The following is a 17,369-nucleotide window of genomic DNA, read 5'->3' as shown; positions in this document are numbered from 1 at the left end:
CCCCCGGCGCCCGGCGGGGTCAGCCCTGCCGGGCGTCGGGAATCAGCTTGCCGGGATTGAGAATCCCGGTCGGGTCCACCGCGCGCTTCGCCGCCGCGAGAACACTGATGCCGATGGCGCCGATCTCCCCGGTCAGCCACGGCAGGTGGTCGGTACCGACGGCGTGGTGGTGGGTGATCGTGCCGTGCTCGGCGATCGCCTCGCTCGCGGCGGCCTTCGCGCGCTGCCACTGCCCGAGCGGGTCCTCCGGATCCCGGGAGGCCAGCACGGTGAAGTACAGCGAGGCCCCGGTTTCGTAGGCGTGCGAGATGTGGCACATCACGATCGGCGCCTTGCGGTCCGCGCCGATCGCGCGGACCACCGCCGAGCGGACCGCCGTGCGCAGGTCGCCCAGCTTCGACCAGTGCGCGGCCGTTTCCAGCGTCTCCACGCAGATTCCCAGGTCCAGCAGGGTGTCGCGCTGACGCGGTCCAGCAAATCGGTGCGTCCGCCAGGACTCGCCGACCTTGCGGCCCAGCCGCACCGCGCGGACCCCGTCCAGCCCTCGGAGCGTCGCCGCGCGGCGGCGCTTCAGCTCGCCCGACGACTGCGCCTCCCAACCGAGGATCAGCAGGCAGGGCTCGATGATTCCCTTGCCCCGCAGGAAGGTCTGCAACGCCCTCGCCTTGAGGGCGCCGGACAGCTCGAACTGCACCTCGGTCTCGTCCACATCGGACAGCCGCGTGACATCCGCGAGCGCGCGGTGCTGCGCCAGGGCTCGCACCGCCTCCGCGCCCGCCTGCCAGCCGTCGAGCACCCACGCCTCGTAGCGGTGCGCCGTCGGCGCGGGCCGGACCCGCAGCGCGACCTCGGTGATCACGCCGAGCGCGCCCTCGCTGCCGACCGCCAGCTGCCGCAGATCCGGCCCGGCCGCCGAGGCCGGCGCGACGCCGAGCTTCCAGTCACCGACCGGGGTCGCCAGCCTCACGCCGTCGACCATGCTCTCGAAGCGGCCGTAGCCGGACGACGCCTGCCCGGCCGAGCGGGTCGCGGCGAAACCGCCGATGGTCGCGCGCTCGTAGGACTGCGGGAAGTGGCCGAGGGTCAGGCCGTGCCCGGCCAGCAGCGCTTCCGCTTCCGGCGCGCGGACCCCGGCTTCCAGCACCGCGATCCGCGACACCGGGTCGACCGAGAGCATCCGGTTGAGCCTGGTCAGGTCGAGCGCGATCACCGCGCTCTTGTCCCCGCGCAGGGCGCTGACACCGCCGACCACCGAGGTTCCGCCGCCGAACGGGACCACGGCGAGGTCGTGCTGGACGCACAGGTCGACGACCCGCTGCACCTCGTCGGCGTCGGCCGGGAGCACGACCGCGTCCGGGACCGCGAAGTCACCGCCGTCGCGGCGGCGGATCAGGTCGCTGTAGGACAGCCCGCCCGCTCGGCCGAGCCGCGCGGCGACCGCGGTGAGCACGTGCTGATCGCCGACCGCTCCCGCCAGGTCCGCGCGGGCCTGCTCGGCCAGCGCGCTCTCCGGGACGTCGAGCAGCGACGCGGGAACCGCCGGAGTCGTTTCCTCCGGCGTCCCGATGCGATCCCGCAGCCAGCGCAGCGCCCGCGTCGACAGGGGCGCGGCGGCGGCACCCGACGGGGTCCAACCTGCTCGCAACGTGTGGTCGATCAACTCGCTCACCAGTACAGTGTTACATATGGTGGCTGAGCGTCACAGGTCAACACCAAGTCATGGATCAACACCGGCGGTCCGGATCCGGGACGCCGAACTGCTGACCGCCGCCCGCGAATGCGTGCTGGACCGCGGGGTGCGCCGCAGTACGCTCACCGAGATCGCCCGGCGCGCGCGGGTCAGCCGCATGACGCTCTACCGCCGGTTCCCCGACGTCGGCACCCTGGTCACCGCCCTGATGACCGCCGAGTTCGGCGAGGTCCTGCGCGCCGCGCGCGCGGCCGAGGGCAGCGGGCACGCGCGTCAGCGGCTGGTGTCGGCCGTGCTGCACTGCGTGCGGCTGCTCCAGTCGGCGCCGCTGCTGCGGCGGGTGCTGGAGACCGACGCGGACCTGCTGCTGCCCTACCTCGTTGAACAGCTTGGCAGCACCCAGCTCGCCGCCGAGAACTTCCTGCGCGACTACCTCGTGCAGGGCCACCTCGACGGTTCCATCCGCCGCGCCGATCCCGCCGTGCAGAGCCGGGCGCTGCTGATGACCGTGCAGTCGTTCGTCGTGTCCACCGGCCCGGCCGCGAGCGGGGTCGACCCGAAGGCGCTCGCCGACGAGCTGGCGCACCTGCTCGACGCCGCGCTGCGCCCGGAGGAACCGTCGTGAGCAGTCAGGAGGGCCCTTGATCACCACACCGCTGCCCGCCGGATCGTTGCGCGCCACCTCGCTCAACGCCTCCCGCCGCGCGGACGACCTGTCCGCGGTCGCCGAGTCCGAAGTGGACCTGCTGGTCGTCGGCGGCGGGGTGATCGGTGCCGGGGTCGCGCTCGACGCCGCCGCCCGCGGGCTGGCGGTGGCGCTGGTGGAGGCCGAAGACCTCGCCTGCGGCACCTCCCGCTGGTCGAGCAAGCTGATCCAGACCGACCTGACCACCGGCGATCTGGGCCCGGCGCGCGAGCAGGCCGTCGAGCGCGGCGTGCTGATGACCCGCACCGCGCCGCACCTGGTCCGCACGCTGCCGCGGCTCGTGCCGCTGCACGACTCGGTGTCCCGTGGCAACGAGCTGCTGCTGTCCACCGCCCTCCGCGCGGGCGACGCGCTGCGCCGCGCGGCGCGGACTCCGTCCTCGGCTTTGCCCGCGCCACGACGAATTCCGGCAGCCGAGGCGCTGGCGCTGGTGCCCGGGCTTCGCAGCGCCGGGTTGCGGGGCGGGCTGCTGAGCTTCGACGGGCAGCTGATCGACGACGCCCGGCTGGTGGTCGCGCTCGCCCGCACCGCGGCGGGTTTCGGGGCCCGGATCCTGACCCGGGTCCGGGCCGAGTCGCTGGACCGGGACGGCGTGGACGCCGTGGACGAGCGTTCCGGTTCACCGCTGCGGATCAGGGCTCGCTCGGTGGTCAACGCGACCGGGGTTTGGGCCGGGCGGCTCGCGCCGGAGGTTCGGCTGCGGGCGGCGCGGGGTGTGCACCTGGTGATCGACGCCGATGCGGCGGGGCTGGCGGGGACGGCGGTTTTCGCGCCGCCGCTGATGTTGCTGCCCCAGCCGGACGGGCGCGCGTACCTGGGGTCGACCGAGGAGGAAGTGCTGCCGCTGGTGCCCGACTCGACCTCCACGCGGGAGTCCGATGTGGACACCCTGCTGGCTTCGGCGAACGAGGTACTGGGCGAACCGCTGCGGCGCGAGCACGTGCTGGGGTCGTTCGCCGGGCTGCGGGCGATTCCGGAGAAGCGCCGGACGTTCCGGCGGCCCGCGGTGCAGACCTCGCCGGAAGGGGTCGTGACGGTGATCGGTTCCGGCCTCACGACCTACCGCAGGGCCGCCGCGGACGCCGTCGACTCGGCCATCGAGGCGTCCGGGATGCCCGCCGGACCGTCCCGGACCAGCGCCGTCGCACTGGTCGGCGCGGCCAGGCGGGATCAGTTGTCCGACATCGAGGCCACGGCGCGGCTGGTCGGCAAGTACGGTACCGAGGCGGTGCGGGTCGCGGCCCTGTCGGAACTCGACCCCGACCTCGCCGATCCGGTCGCACCGGGGCTGACCGCCGCCGAGGTGCTGTGGGCGGTGCGGCACGAGGGCGCGCTCGACGTCGACGACGTGCTCGACCGGCGCAGCCGGCTCGGGCTCGACCCGCGGGCGCGGGAGGCCGCGCTCCCGGCCGTCGCCGAAGTCGTCGACCGCGCGCTGGAAGGCGTCTGGGCCTGAAGAACTGGGGAGCTGCGTTGCTGGAGGTCGACGGGGTCTGCAAGCGCTACGGCGAGGTCGTGGCGCTTGCGGACATGACGTTCTCGGTGCGGGCGGGCGAGATGTTCGGCTTCGTCGGGTCCAACGGGGCGGGCAAGACCACGACGATGCGCATCGCGCTCGGCGTGCTGGCCGCCGACTCCGGCGAGGTGCGCTGGAACGGCGCCCCGCTGGACCTGCGGACGCGGCGGCGGATCGGGTACATGCCGGAGGAACGGGGCCTCTACCCGAAGATGAAGGTCGCCGACCAGCTCGCGTACCTCGGCGAGCTGCACGGGCTGTCCCGGAAGCGCGCGGCGCGGTCGGCCGCTGAGTGGATCGAGCGGCTCGGGCTGACCGCGCGCCGGGACGAAGAAGTGCAGAAGCTCAGCCTCGGCAACCAGCAGCGCGTGCAGCTCGCCGCCGCGCTGGTCCACGAGCCCGAGGTGCTGGTGCTGGACGAGCCGTTCTCCGGGCTCGACCCGGTCGCCGTCGACGTGATGAGCGAGGTCCTGCGGGAGCGGTGCGCGGCCGGGGTGCCGGTGGTGTTCTCCAGCCACCAGCTGGACCTGGTGCAGCGGCTCTGCGACCGGGTCGGGATCGTCCGAAGTGGACGGATGGTGGCGTGCGGGGCGGTCTCCGAGCTGCGCGCGGGAGGGCCGGTCCGGCTGGTCGTGGGCGCCCCGGACGCCGACCCGGGCTGGGCCGACGGCCTTCCCGGGGTCCGGGTGCTGACCGCCGAACCCGGGCGCACGACGTTGGAACTGCTCGACGGCACCGACGACCAGGACGTGCTTCGTGCGGCGCTGGCGACCGGCGCGGTGCGGGAGTTCCGGCGGCAGCAGCCGGAACTGGCCGAGCTGTTCCGCGACGTGGTGGGGAGCCGATGAGCGTTTTCGGCAGGACGTGGAAGAGGATTCGATGAGCGCGGTGTGGCTGGTGGCGCGACGGGAGATCGCGACCCGCGTCCGGACCCGGTCCTTCGTCCTCGGCACGCTCGCGATCATCGTGGTGCTGGCGCTCTACGTCGCGGCGATGCTGTTCGTCGGGGGCTCCGGCACCAGGGTCGGGTTCGTCGGGCAGGCCACCGCCGTCGCGCCGCAGCTGCGGACGATCGCGGGCGAGCGCGGCCAGGACGTCGAGCCGCGCGAGATCGCCGGTCAGGCCGAGGGCGAAGCCCTGGTGCGCGACGGCGAGCTGGACGCGCTGGTGGTCGGGGCGCCGGACTCGCTGCGGCTGATCGTCGAGGAGCGGGCCGACCCCGAGCTCAAGGGCGCGCTGGACAGCGTCGTGCAGCGGCAGGCGCTGGACGCCCACCTGGCCGAGTCCGGGCAGGACCCGGCGACCGTGCACGCCGCCGTCGACAGCGCGCACGTGCTGGTCACCGGGCTCGCGCCGGCCGACCCGCAGCTCGGCCAGCGGCTCGCGCTGGCGATGGCCGCGGGGATCCTGCTGTACATGTTCCTGATCTTCACCGGGCAGCAGGTGGCGCAGGGCGTGGTCGAGGAGAAGTCCAGCCGGGTGGTCGAGCTGCTGCTGTCGACGATCCGCCCGGCGCAGCTGCTGACCGGCAAGGTCCTGGGGATCGGGCTGACCGGGCTGCTGCAGTTCGCGATCATCACCGGGGTCGGGCTGGCCGCCGCCGGGGCGGCCGGGGCCCTGAGCGTGCCGACCGGATCGCTGGTCGGGACGCTGTGCTGGACGGTCGCGTGGTTCGTGCTCGGGTACTTCAGCTACGCGACAGTGCTCGCGGCGGCGGCTTCGCTGGTCTCCCGGCAGGAGGACCTGCAGGGCGTGCTGACGCCGGTGATCATGCTGCTGGTGGTGCCGTTCGTGCTGGCGGTGACGGTGCTGCCGGGCGATCCGGACAGCTCGGCCGCCGCGGTGATGTCGCTGGTCCCGGGCTTCTCGCCGGTGCTGATGCCGATGCGGACCGCGCTCGGCGTGGCCGCGGCGTGGGAGATCGCGGTCGCTCTTGCGGTCACGCTCGCGGCGATCGGGGTGCTGCTGCGGGTCGGGGGGCGGATCTACGGCAACGCCGTGCTGCGGACCGGCGCTCGGGTCAGGCTCGCCGAGGCGCTGAAGGCGTAGCCGGCTCGAAACCGCTGCGCAGAATCCGCAGAAGCTTCCGGGCGTGCTCCTCCCCGGAGGCGGCCACGGCCGCCGCGCTGGTGAGCGCGAGCAGGTCATGCACTTCCAGGTCGGACCGGACCGCACCGGCTTGCCTGGCCCTGACCAGCAGGTGTTCCGCGGTCGATCTCATCGACTCGTGCCAGCGGTCGAACAGTTCGGTGCGACGGCGGTCCGGTCCCTCGGTCACCGCCAGCGCCAGGGCTCGCTTGCCCGCGACGTGGTCGACGAAGTCGTCCAGCCATTCGAACAGCGCCTCAGCGACCGAGGGCTCGTCGAGCAGCGCGGTGTCCCACTCGCAGAGCGCGGCCTCCTCGTCGGCGTAGGCCGCGACGAGGAGGTCACCGCGAGTTGGGAAGTTCCGGTACAGCGTGGCGTTGCCGACGCCCGCCCCGACGCGCCACCTCGTCCATCGCGACTTCGGGGCCGCGCTCGGCGAACAGCTCCTTCACCGCCGACATCACCTACGACGTCTCCGACCTCGGGCACGGATCGCTAGAGGGACTGGCCGCGATCCGGGACGCCGCGCTCGCGCTGGGCGAGCTCAACCCGGTCGGCCACCACGATCATCCGCACCGACCGGGGCTGGCGGATCTCCCATCGGAAGGTGCTCGCGCGACGGATTCCGCTCAACGGGGCCTGAACGCGAACCGGCCCCGGAATCCGGTCTTCGAGGACCGGGTACCGGGGCCGTCATATGGGTGCCTGGCGATCACCGGGCACCCGAACGCAACCGGTTTCGAGAAGGATTCAGTGCACCTCCCCGAGCCGGGGTCTTGCTCAGCGCTGGCCGATCGGGGTGTACGCGCGCTCGGGCGAACCCGTGTAGACCTGCCGCGGCCTGCTGATCTTGCGGGCCGGGTCCTCCAGCATCTCCCGCCAGTGCGCGATCCAGCCGGGCAGGCGGCCCAGCGCGAACAGCACGGTGAAGAACTTCGTCGGGAAGCCCATCGCCTTGTAGATCAGGCCGGTGTAGAAGTCGACGTTCGGGTAGAGCTTGCGCTCGATGAAGTAGTCGTCGGCGAGCGCCTTCTCCTCCAGCTTCAGCGCGATCTCCAGCAGCGGGTCGTTCGCGTTGAGCTTGCTCAGCACCTCGTCGGCGGTCTTCTTGATGATCGCCGCGCGCGGGTCGTAGTTCTTGTAGACCCGGTGCCCGAAGCCCATGAGCCGGACGCCGGGCTCCTTGTTCTTGACGCGGTTGACGAACGCGTCGACGTCGTCACCGCCGCTGTGGATGCCCTCCAGCATCTCCAGCACCGCGCTGTTGGCACCGCCGTGCAGCGGGCCGAACAGGGCGTTGATGCCCGCCGAGATGCTGGCGAACAGGTTCGCCTCCGACGAACCGACCATCCGCACCGTCGAGGTCGAGCAGTTCTGCTCGTGGTCGGCGTGCAGGATGAACAGCAGGTCGAGGGCGCGGGTCAGCGCCGGGTCGACCTCGTAGGGCTCGGCCGGGAATCCGAAGGTCATCCGGAGGAAGTTCTCCACCAGGCCCAGGGAGTTGTCCGGGTAGAGGAACGGCTGGCCGACCGACTTCTTGTAGGCGTAGGCCGCGATCGTCGGCAGCTTGGCCAGCAGCCGGACGGTCGAGAGCTCGACCTGGTTCTGGTCGAAGGGGTTGAGGCTGTCCTGGTAGAAGGTGGACAGCGCCGAGACCGCCGACGACAGCACCGGCATCGGGTGCGCGTCGCGCGGGAATCCGTCGAAGAACTGCTTGAGATCCTCGTGCAGCAGGGTGTGCCTGCGGATCCGCTCGGCGAACTCCTCGTACTGCTGCTGGGTGGGCAGCTCGCCGTAGATCAGCAGGTAGGAGACCTCGATGAAGTTCGACTTCTCCGCGAGCTGCTCGATCGGGTAACCGCGATAGCGAAGGATGCCGGCATCGCCGTCGATGTAGGTGATGTCGGAGGTGCAGGCCGCCGTATTGACGAATCCCGGATCCAACGTCACCAAACCGGTCTGGGCCAGCAGCTTGCCCAGGTCGACCCCTGCCGCACCCTCGGTGGACTCGGTGACCTGCATTTCGTGCTCGCCGGCGTCGTAGCGCAGCGCGACGGTACGTTTGGTGGTCGCGTCGTCGGGCATTCGGGAACCTCTCGCGCTCGTCGGGGGCAGCACTGACGCCGACGACCCACGTCCCCGGGCGGCCGTGCTGTCCGGGCTGCGTTGTCGATCGCGCGCATGCGCCGGCCGGGGTGTCCGAACCGCCGCAGCACCACCCCGTTGGGGTCCTGTCGGTAGTCACGCTAGACCGCAGTGGGGCCGTCGCGCAGCAATCGGGTTTGCCCTTTTGGGCAGGTGGGACCACGATCACATCGCTGTCGCAGCTCCGGCATGCCCGGTTCTCCACACTCCGAAACCGGTTCAGACCACCACTGTGACCAGTCCGCACGGCCGAACGCGCCAACGGCGGTTGATGCGTTCGAACCAGTGCGTTCGACGCCACAAGGGTGGCGTCGAACACCGCGTACGCCCGAAAGTGTTGTCCGGCGTTCAGTCCAGTTCCGAGGCGAACGGGGGCTCCGCACCGGGCCGGGAGACCGTGATCGCCGCTGCCCGGGCGGCGAACTCGAGCGCCTGCGCCCACTCGGCGGTTCCCAGGGCGCGCACCGCGTCCGCGCGCAGCGCGTCGTGGCGGTGCAGCCAGGCCAGCAGCGCCGCCTGCACGGTGTCGCCGGCGCCGATGGTGTCGGCGACCTCGGTCCGGACCACCGGGACGTCGACCCGCTCGCCGCCGCCGGTCAGGGCGGTCAGCCCGGCGGAACCGCGGGTCAGCGCCACCGCCGCCGGACCTGCCTTGCGCCAGCGCTCCAGCGCCACGTCGAGATCGACGCCGCCCGCAAGCCACTCGGCGTCCTCCTCGGACAGCTTGAGCAGGTCGACCGAGGGCAGCCAGCTCTCGAAGCGCTCGCGGTAGGCGGCCGGGTCCTCGATCAGGTCGGCGCGGATGTTGGGGTCCAGCGCGACGAACCGGCCGCGTCCGGCCTCCCGCCGGAGCACGGTCTCGTAGACGGTGGCGCCCGGTTCGAGGACCATGCCGAGGGTGCCGAAGGCGACCGCGGTCACCTCGTCCGGCAGCGGGCCGCGGTCCTCGACGAAGCGGACCGCGGTGCCCTCGGTGTGGAAGCTGTAGCGGGCCGAGCCGTCCTCGGCCAGGCCGACGACAGCGAGCGTGGTCGGGTGGTCGGACCGCTGCACGAGCGAGGTGTCCACATTGGATGCCACCAGCCGCTCGTAGAGCTTGTCGCCGAACTGGTCGGTGGACATCCGGGCGAAGAAGCCCACCGGGACGCCGAGCCTTCCCAGCGAGACCGCGACGTTGTAGGGGCCACCACCCAGCAGCGGGTGCAGCGGACCGAGTTCACCGTCCGCAGTGGACCGGTCCGGTACCAGGTCGACGAGGGCCTCTCCGCCGGTGACGATCACTTTTCCTCCGAGGGGTTGTGCTGCGCGTTGTGCTCGGGCGCCGACAGCCCGCCGAGCACGAACTGCGACAGCGCCGCGAACGCCTCGGCGTCGGACAGCCCGGTGCGTTCGGCGATCTCGCCGCGCTGGATGCCGTTGATCGTCCGGCCGACCATCTCGGCGACGAGCGCGGCGTGCACCTCGCGGAACACGCCCAGCCGCACTCCCTCGCGGATGTAGCGGCCGACCTGGTCGGCCGCCGCGCGGGCGTTGGCCTCGTAGGTCGCCCTGGTCGCGGAGTTGGCCGCCATGTCCTCGATGAACTCCCGGGATGCCGGCCGCAGCGCCGCTGCTGCGGCATCAAGGTACACGCGCAGCCTGGTCCGCACGTCGGTCACCGCACCGACCTCGCGCTCGATGGCGGCGGTCGCGGTCTTGAAGTAGTGCGCCACCACGCGCACCGCCAGCTGCTCCTTGCTGCCCGCGAGCGTGTAGAGGGTCGACTTCGAGCAGTGCAGCCGGGCCGCGAGGTCGTCGAGGGTCAGGTGCGCGAAGCCCTCGGCCAGGAACAGGTCGCGCAGGCGGTCGAGCAGGTCCGCCCGGCGCGCGCTGACCTGGCGGGAGGCGGTCCGCGAGCGATCCGAGGTGGTCACCGGTCGAGCCTGCCACACCCCGGGGCCGTTCCTTCCCTGGTTTGGTGAGAGGACTGCCTCGGTACTGAGAACTGTCCTACAGTACTGATGTCGGTACCCACCCGCAGTGCCACACTGGCCACAGGAGCGCGACCACCATGCCTGTCGAACGTCTGCTTCCCACCCCTGAAGCAACCGATCTGCTGGCCCTGACCAGGGACATCGCCCGCGACGAGCTCGCCGGGGCCGCCGCCGAGGGCGAGGCGACCGGGACCTTCCCGCGCGAGGTCTTCCGCCTGCTCGGCAAGTCCGGGCTGCTCGGCCTGCCGTACCCGGAGGAGCACGGCGGCGGCGAACAGCCGTACGAGGTCTACCTCCAGGTCCTCGAAGAGATCAGCAGCGCGTGGATGACCGTGGGCGTCGGGCTCTCGGTGCACACGATGTCCTGCTTCCCGCTCGCCCACTTCGGCACCGACGAGCAGCGCGACCGCTGGCTGCCGGACATGATCGGCGGCCGGACCCTCGGCGGCTACGCGCTGTCGGAGGCGCACGCCGGTTCCGACGCGGCGGCGCTGAGCACGCGCGCGGTGCGCGAGGGCGACGAGTACACCGTCAACGGCACCAAGTCGTGGATCACCCACGGCGGCGTCGCCGACTTCTACACGCTGATGGCCCGGACCTCCGACGACGGCCCGCGCGGCATCAGCTGCCTGCTCGTCGACAGCTCGACGCCAGGGCTGTCGGCCGCTCCGCCGGAGCACAAGATGGGGCTCACCGGTTCGCCCACCACCGAACTGCGCTTCGAGGGCGCGCGGGTCGGCGCCGACCGGCTCGTCGGTGCGGAGGGCGACGGCCTCAAGATCGCGCTCGCCGCGCTGGACTCGGGCAGGCTGGGCATCGCCGCCTGCGCCGTCGGCCTCGCGCAGGCCGCGCTGGACCTGGCCGTCGACTACGCCAGGCAGCGCGAGCAGTTCGGGCGGCCGATCATCGAGTTCCAGGGCCTGGAGTTCCTGCTCGCCGACATGGCCGCGGCCGTGCACTCGGCGCGGGCGACCTACCTCGACGGCGCGCGGCGGCGCGACGCCGGGCTCCCGTTCGGGCTCCACGCGTCGGTGGCGAAGCTGGTCGCGACCGACGCGGCGATGAAGGTGACCACCGACGCCGTGCAGGTGCTCGGCGGCGTCGGCTACACCCGCGACTTCCCAGCCGAGCGGTACATGCGCGAGGCGAAGGTGCTCCAGATCTTCGAGGGCACCAACCAGATCCAGCGGATGCTCATCGGGCGGCACCTGGCCAAGGGCTGAGCGGACGTCACACCGGGATCAGCGCTCCGGGTGCGACGATCCCGGTGTGACGATCAGGTGGAACGGCGGCGAAGTCCGCTTCATCCGGGCCGCCGAGGAGCACACCGGCGCCGTGCTGGGCGTGCTCGACGAGGCGGCGGGCTGGCTCGGCGCGCGGAGGATCGACCAATGGCCTGCGCGCTTCGAAGCCGCGTGGCTCGCCGAGGCCATTTCCAGGGGCGAGACGTGGCTGGCCGAGGTCGGGGGCGATGTCGCGGCAACCCTCACCCTGGACTGGTCGGACCCGCTGTGGGCGGACGTCGGTGGCACCGCGGGCTACGTCCACCGGATGGCCGTGCGCCGCCGGGCGGCCGGGCTGGGCGCCGTCGTCCTCGACTGGGCGGCCGACGCCGCGCGCGAGCAGGGCGCCGGTGCCCTGCGCCTGGACTGCGTGCGGTCCAATCCGCGGCTGCGTTCCTACTACGAGGCGCGGGGCTTCGAGCATCGCGGCGACGTGCCCGTGCGCGGTGCCCCCGGCCAGCGGCAGGACGACGGCCCGGCCACCTGGGTCAGCCGCTACGAGCGGGCCTGAATCCGCTGCGATCGACGCCCTCCGGCGCGACACTCGAAAGGCTTCACCGCGAAGTCCGAGGGGGTACTCATGACTTCCGCATCACAGCCGAGCGCCGGCGAGGACCGCACCTCCGAGAAGGCGGAGGCACCGCAGAGCACCTGGGCCATGGCCGGTTCGCGGCGCGGCGCGCCGCTGTCGAACTGGCTGGCGTTCGCGGGCACGATCCTGGTGCTCGTGGGCGTCTTCAACGTCATCGACGCGCTGACCGCGTTCCTGCGCACCGACTACTACGTGGTCACCGAGGCAGGTCTGCTGGTCTTCAACTACGCCGCGTGGGGCTGGATCTGGCTGGTCGTCGGCGTCCTGCAGGTCGCGACCGGGATCGGCGCGATGATCGGGCAGACCTGGGCGCGGGTCACCGGCGTGGTCCTCGCCGGGCTGGCCGCGATCGGGCACCTGGCGTTCCTCAACGCCTTCCCGATGTGGTCGGTGCTCGTCATCGCCATGTCGGTGCTGGTGATCTACGCGCTGGTGACGCCGCCGCAGGGGGCCACGGGCACCTGATCAGAACGTGACCCAAATCAGAACGGACACAGGCCCCAGGAGGCGATCCAGGTCTCGCCGGGCCGCAGGACCAGCAGGTCGGTCCCGGAGTTCAGCGCGCCGGGCGGGCAGGTCATGGGCTCGATCGCGACCGCCCGGCCCCGGCCGGGGAACTCGTCGGCGGTGTAGACCTGCACCCACTTGAACACCGGATCCGCCCAGAGCTCCACGCCGTGGCCGGACGGGTCGGTCAGCCGGTGCCGCACCAGCTGCTCCGGGTCGTCCGGGGCCGGTGCGGCGCCGCCGAACGCCGTGTCCAGCAGCACCCCGGCCAGCCGCCTGCCGCTACGGAACTCGATCTCGTCGCCCTCCAGCGCGCGGGGCGGCCGGGCGGGCAGCAGCCGCTCCGGGTCGACCGGCAGGACGTTCGCCGCCGCGAGCCGCAGGACGCAGTCGTCGGTCGCGGCGTTGCCCGCCCGGGGGTAGGGGTGCACGCCGACGCCGAAGGGGGTCGCGCGGGAACCCAGGTTCTCGACGGTGTGGGTGACCGTCAGGCCGGAGTCGTCGAGCGTGTAGCCGATGGAGGTCAGCAGCGGGACCGGCCAGCCCGGCTGGGACGGGACCATCGCGTGCAGCACGACCGTGGACTCCGCGTGCTCGACCAGCCGCCACGGCGCGTGCCGCAGCAGGCCGTGGATCGCGTTGTGCCGCGCGGGTTCGGTCAGGGAGAGCTGCTGCGGTTCGCCTTCGAGGGTCCAGCGCCCGTCGGCGACCCGGTTCGGCCACGGGACCAGGACCGCGCCCGCCGCCGACGGCGGTTGCTCGTCGGCGCCGTAGGTCTCGGAGTAGGGCACCCCGCCGACCTCGAAGACGCGGAGCGCGGCGCCGACCTCGGTGACGACGGCCCGCGCGGAGCCGTGCCCGATCTCGAACTGCCTGCCGGTGGCGGGAACTGGATCATTCACGCGACCACTGTATTCCCGCCACCGGCTCGGCTGCCTACTTGCCGAGCTTGGCGGCGTCGAATCGTGTCTTGCCGGTGACGAAGTAGTTGATGAGCCACAGGACCACGCCGATGCCCAGCAGCGCGCCCGCGACCAGGTACTCGTCGTACGCGCGGCCCGACAGCGGGCTGGCGAAGAACGCGCAGGTGATCGCGCCCGCCACCGGAACCCAGGTGGGCGCCCGGAAGTGCTTGTGCTCGACCTTGTGCTTGCGCAGCACCAGAACCGCGACGTTGACCACCGCGAACACCGCCAGCAGCAGCAGCGAGGTGGTGTTGCCGAGGTCGGAGATGTCCAGCGAGCTGATCACCAGGACCACCGCGATGATGCTGGTGAACAAGATCGACACCCACGGCGTCTGCCGGGTGCGGTGCACGATGCCGAAGCCCTTGGGGATGATCTTCTCCTCGGCCATGCCGTAGACCAGCCTGCTGGCCATCAGCATGTTGATCAGCGCGCTGTTGGTGACCGCGAACAGCGCGATCGCCGAGAACAGGATCGGCGGGAACCACGGCGCGGCGGCCTGGACCACCAGCAGCAGCGGACCGGTGGACCCGGCCAGCTCGTCGGTGGGCACCAGGGTCGAGGTGATCAGCGCGATCACCAGGTAGATGGCCGCGGTGATGCTCAGGCCCATCAGCAGCGCGCGCGGGAAGTTCCTGGCCGGGTCCTTGGTCTCCTCGGCCATGTTCACCGAGTCCTCGAAGCCGATCATCGCGTAGAAGGCCAGCGCGGTCGCCGAGGTGATCGCCAGGAACGGCGAGGTCTCGGTGTTGAACTGCAGCAGCCTGCTCGGGTCCGGCTCCAGGTGCGGGTCGGTGCTGCCGCCGAACAGCGCGATCGCGCCGAAGACGATCACGATCAGCAGGCCGCCGAGCTCGATGCAGGTCAGGACCACGTTCAGCTTCACCGACTCGGCGACGCCCCGGAGGTTGATCGCCGCCAGGAGCAGCAGGAAGCCGATCGCCACCGGCCACGCGGGCACGTCGGGGAAGATCTTGGTCAGGTAGTCACCGCTGAAGGCCCGCGCCGCCGACGAGGCCGAGGTGATGCCCGAGCACATCACCGCGAAGGCGATCAGGAAGGTCACGAAGTGCACGCCGAAGGCGCGGTGCACGTACAGCGGGGCACCGCCGGCCTTCGGGTACTTGCCGACCAGTTCCAGGTAGCTGAACGCGGTCAGGAACGCCACGACGAACGCGACCAGGAACGGGATCCACAACGCACCGCCGACCTTGCCGGCGATCTTGCCGGTCAGGGAGTAGATCGTGGTCCCCAGCACGTCGCCGATCACGAAGAAGAGCAGCAGTTTCGGCCCGATGACCTTCTTGAGGCCAGGGTTGTGCGCACCGCCGGGCGCGTTGTCGTTCACGGTCGTCTCGTTGGCCATAGGACGAAGTGTGAAGGGTGGCACCCGCGCTTGTCCGCCCACCCCTGGACAAAGTGCACTTTTCAGCTGTGCTGAGGCGCAGCAAGGCGCACATCGGCGCAGTCCGTGCCGCCATCCGCACTCAGTGTTGCTTGTCCCGGGGTTCTTCCTCACCGGGAGCGAGGTAGCGCCAGAACGCGGGCAGGCAGACCACCGCGAGGATCGCGAGCACGACGACCAGCACGCCGCCCCACGCGACCGCCGCCCCGGTGCCGAAGGTCGCGCCGCCGACCCCGTGCAGCGCGTCGGCCAGGCGCGGACCGCCCGCGACGACGACGGTGAACACGCCCTGCATCCGGCCGCGCATCTCGTCGGTCGCGGCGGTCTGGAGCATCGAGCTGCGGTAGACCGCGCTGATCAGGTCCGCGCCGCCCGCGATCGCCAGGAACAGCACCGCGAGCCAGATCGAGTCCGAGAGCCCGAAGCCGATCACGGCCAGTCCCCAGGCGACCACGCCGATCGTCACGCCGACGCCGTGCCGCCGGACCCGGTGCAGCCAGCCGGAGAACAGCGCGAACGCGAACGAGCCGACCGGGATCGCGGCGAACAGCAGGCCGAGCGCGACACCGCCGCCGGGCGGGTCGCCGAAGGTCCGCTCGGCCATCTCCGGGAACAGCGCGCGCGGCATGCCGAAGACCATCGCGATGATGTCCATCAGGAACGACGCGAGCAGCACCTTCTGCAGCGTCAGGTAGCGGAAGCCGTCGAGGATCGAGCGCAGGCCCGCGCTGGTCGGAGCGCCGTCGTTCGGCGGCAGCGGCGGCATCCGGTACACCGCCCACAGCGCGGCGCACAGCGCGACCGCGTCGATCAGGTACAGCACCGGGAGGCCGAGCAGCGGCAGCAGCATCCCGGCCAGCAGCGGGCCGGTGATCGCACCGATCTGGAACACCGTGGAGCCCAGCGCCTGCGCCGAAGGCAGCAGGTGCGCGGGCAGCAGCCGCGCGATGGCGGCGCCGCGCGTGGGCATGTTGACCGCGAAGAAGGTCTGCTGCGCGGCGAAGAGCACCAGCACGAGCCAGACCGTGTTGAAGCCGGCCGCGGCGACCGCCCAGAGCAGCACCGAGGTGACCGCCAGGCCGCCGTTGGTGACCATCAGCAGCCTGCGGCGGTCGACCGCGTCGGCGACGGCGCCGCCCCACAGGCCGAAGACCAGCAGCGGCGCCAGGCCGAACATGGCGGCGAGCGAGACGTAGGCCGAGGAGCCGGTCAGGTTGAACACCTGCTGCGGCACCGCGACCGCGCTGACCTGCGCGCCGACCGAGGTGACGATGTTGGACAGCCACAGCCGCCGGTAGGCGGGGTACTTCAGTGGCCGGGTGTCGATGAGGACCTTGCTCAGCCGGGAGCGGGTCCTGCCGGGCTCCCGCACCGCCTCGCCGCCGCGCTTCTGCACAACTGCAGAACCCTAGCCGTTAGTACGGCTAACAGCTCGGGGATTTCCGGCCTTGTGACCGATGTCTACTTTTCCGCTGGTTGGAACGAAGATTTCGCGGATGGTGTCAGGAAAAAGCCCCGGCTGGTGACCGGGGCTTTCTCATGTCCCTCCGCCGGACGCCGGCTGCTCAGGGAGCCAACCGCTCGACGACCCACCTGCCGTCGTTGTTGCGGAAGCGCAGGCGGTCGTGCAGCCGGTCCGGGCGGCCCTGCCAGAACTCGACCGACTCCGGCCGGATCCGCCAGCCGCCCCAGTGCGGCGGCACCGGCACCTTCTCGTTGTCGGCGAACCGCCGCTCGATGCCGCTCAGCGAGGACTCCAGCGCCGAGCGCCCGGTGACCACCCGGGACTGCGGCGAGGCCCACGCGCCCAGCTGCGAACCCCGCGGCCGGACCGCCCAGTACTCGGCGGTCTCCTCGGCGGAGACCTTCTCCACCTCGCCGCGCACGTTGACCTGCCGCTGCATCGCGAGCCAGGGGAAGGTCGCCGCCGCCCGCCGCGTGACCTTCAGGTCGTGGCTCTTGGCCGAGGTGTAGTTGGTGAAGAAGACCACGCCGCGCTGGTCGAAGCCCTTGCACAGCACCGTGCGCGACGACGGCACGCCGTCGGCGTCGGCGGTGGCCAGCACCATCGCATTGGCCTCGGGCACGCCGGCCTGCACGGCCTCGTCGAACCAGAGCTGGAGCTGCTCGTGCCAGGTCGCGGCGAGGGACGTCTCGTCCAGCGCCCCCGCCTCGTAGGACACGCGCATGGACGGCAGCGTCGCCGTGGGGGTGGAGTTCGCCTCCGACATCGGTTTTCCTCCCTGACTCGCCCGGCAGCGGCCCGACTCGAATTCGTAGCTCCGGCGGTCCGCCGGGCTCGGCGGGCAGGCGCCACCGCGTGGGCGCGCCAACCCCGGTACGACGGTAAACGGGATGCGAACCGGTGCCGAATCAGCGGTGCCTCCCGATCGATCTCGCAATCGATCAAGTGAGTGGAAGCACACCCGTTCGGCCGCAGGTCATCCGGGCAATTCCGGCAGCGCACGAACAGGAACCGGGGGCGCTCCAACCCGGCCA

Annotated in this window: 16 protein-coding genes; 7 read left to right on the top strand and 9 right to left on the bottom strand. The window is 71.7% G+C overall.

The features are described 5' to 3' along the window. Positions 1-19 precede the first annotated feature (19 nt). Positions 20-1,669 (bottom strand): FAD-binding oxidoreductase, encoded by a 1,650-nt coding sequence (locus tag ABD691_RS08420; RefSeq protein ID WP_344678924.1) that lies wholly within the window; start codon positions 1,667-1,669, stop codon positions 20-22. Between the two features lie 16 nt (positions 1,670-1,685). Between ABD691_RS08420 and ABD691_RS08415 the strand changes: the two genes are divergently transcribed. From ABD691_RS08415 to ABD691_RS08400, 4 genes are all read left to right on the top strand, one after another. Then, entirely contained in the window at positions 1,686-2,315 is a 630-nt protein-coding gene (locus tag ABD691_RS08415; RefSeq protein WP_344678923.1) for a TetR/AcrR family transcriptional regulator, read from the top strand. Between the two features lie 16 nt (positions 2,316-2,331). After that, complete coding sequence (locus tag ABD691_RS08410) at positions 2,332-3,852, top strand: glycerol-3-phosphate dehydrogenase/oxidase (protein ID WP_344678922.1); 1,521 nt, start codon at positions 2,332-2,334, stop codon at positions 3,850-3,852. A gap of 74 nt (positions 3,853-3,926) precedes the next feature. Continuing rightward, complete coding sequence (locus ABD691_RS08405) at positions 3,927-4,760, top strand: ABC transporter ATP-binding protein (RefSeq protein ID WP_344679085.1); 834 nt, start codon at positions 3,927-3,929, stop codon at positions 4,758-4,760. A 31-nt stretch (positions 4,761-4,791) separates the two neighbouring features. Next, positions 4,792-5,961: an ABC transporter permease gene (locus ABD691_RS08400; RefSeq protein ID WP_344678920.1), complete on the top strand. Its 1,170-nt coding sequence runs from the start codon at positions 4,792-4,794 to the stop codon at positions 5,959-5,961. Here ABD691_RS08400 and ABD691_RS08395 read toward each other — a convergent pair. From ABD691_RS08395 to ABD691_RS08380, 4 genes are all read right to left on the bottom strand, one after another. Next, entirely contained in the window at positions 5,933-6,253 is a 321-nt protein-coding gene (locus ABD691_RS08395) for an SbtR family transcriptional regulator (protein WP_344679084.1), read from the bottom strand. The genes ABD691_RS08400 and ABD691_RS08395 overlap by 29 nt on opposite strands. 527 nt (positions 6,254-6,780) lie before the next feature. After that, complete coding sequence (locus ABD691_RS08390; RefSeq protein WP_344678918.1) at positions 6,781-8,085, bottom strand: citrate synthase; 1,305 nt, start codon at positions 8,083-8,085, stop codon at positions 6,781-6,783. Between the two features lie 408 nt (positions 8,086-8,493). Beyond that, on the bottom strand, positions 8,494-9,426 hold the full coding sequence (locus ABD691_RS08385; RefSeq protein ID WP_344678917.1) for a carbohydrate kinase family protein: 933 nt from the start codon (positions 9,424-9,426) through the stop codon (positions 8,494-8,496). Continuing rightward, positions 9,423-10,058 carry a TetR/AcrR family transcriptional regulator gene (locus ABD691_RS08380; protein WP_344678916.1) on the bottom strand — a complete coding sequence of 212 codons (636 nt, stop codon included), beginning with the start codon at positions 10,056-10,058 and terminating at the stop codon, positions 9,423-9,425. Before ABD691_RS08380 ends, ABD691_RS08385 begins: the two co-directional genes overlap by 4 nt. A gap of 137 nt (positions 10,059-10,195) precedes the next feature. Between ABD691_RS08380 and ABD691_RS08375 the strand changes: the two genes are divergently transcribed. The 3 genes from ABD691_RS08375 (at position 10,196) to ABD691_RS08365 (ending at position 12,458) form a co-directional block, all read left to right on the top strand. Beyond that, a complete protein-coding gene (locus tag ABD691_RS08375) occupies positions 10,196-11,341 on the top strand; it encodes an acyl-CoA dehydrogenase family protein (RefSeq protein ID WP_344678914.1) in 1,146 nt (381 codons plus the stop codon). A gap of 46 nt (positions 11,342-11,387) precedes the next feature. Beyond that, on the top strand, positions 11,388-11,912 hold the full coding sequence (locus ABD691_RS08370; RefSeq protein WP_344678913.1) for a GNAT family N-acetyltransferase: 525 nt from the start codon (positions 11,388-11,390) through the stop codon (positions 11,910-11,912). Positions 11,913-11,981: 69 nt separating this feature from the next. Next, positions 11,982-12,458, top strand: a complete 477-nt coding sequence (locus tag ABD691_RS08365) for a DUF7144 family membrane protein (RefSeq protein WP_344678912.1) — start codon at positions 11,982-11,984, stop codon at positions 12,456-12,458. A 17-nt stretch (positions 12,459-12,475) separates the two neighbouring features. Here the strand turns inward: ABD691_RS08365 and ABD691_RS08360 are convergent, their stop codons facing one another. The 4 genes from ABD691_RS08360 to pdxH form a co-directional block, all read right to left on the bottom strand. Beyond that, complete coding sequence (locus tag ABD691_RS08360; protein ID WP_344678911.1) at positions 12,476-13,402, bottom strand: aldose 1-epimerase family protein; 927 nt, start codon at positions 13,400-13,402, stop codon at positions 12,476-12,478. A gap of 34 nt (positions 13,403-13,436) precedes the next feature. Further along, positions 13,437-14,831: an APC family permease gene (locus ABD691_RS08355; protein WP_344678910.1), complete on the bottom strand. Its 1,395-nt coding sequence runs from the start codon at positions 14,829-14,831 to the stop codon at positions 13,437-13,439. A 121-nt stretch (positions 14,832-14,952) separates the two neighbouring features. Beyond that, positions 14,953-16,266 carry an MFS transporter gene (locus ABD691_RS08350; protein ID WP_344678909.1) on the bottom strand — a complete coding sequence of 438 codons (1,314 nt, stop codon included), beginning with the start codon at positions 16,264-16,266 and terminating at the stop codon, positions 14,953-14,955. A 169-nt stretch (positions 16,267-16,435) separates the two neighbouring features. Beyond that, a complete protein-coding gene (gene pdxH, locus ABD691_RS08345; protein WP_344678908.1) occupies positions 16,436-17,101 on the bottom strand; it encodes a pyridoxamine 5'-phosphate oxidase in 666 nt (221 codons plus the stop codon). Positions 17,102-17,369: the final 268 nt, after the last annotated feature.

Origin of the sequence: Saccharopolyspora taberi (assembly GCF_039534165.1) — a bacterium.
In the GTDB taxonomy this organism is placed as follows: Bacteria; Actinomycetota; Actinomycetes; order Mycobacteriales; family Pseudonocardiaceae; genus Saccharopolyspora_D; species Saccharopolyspora_D taberi.
This window is presented reverse-complemented; position numbering and strand designations above follow the sequence as displayed.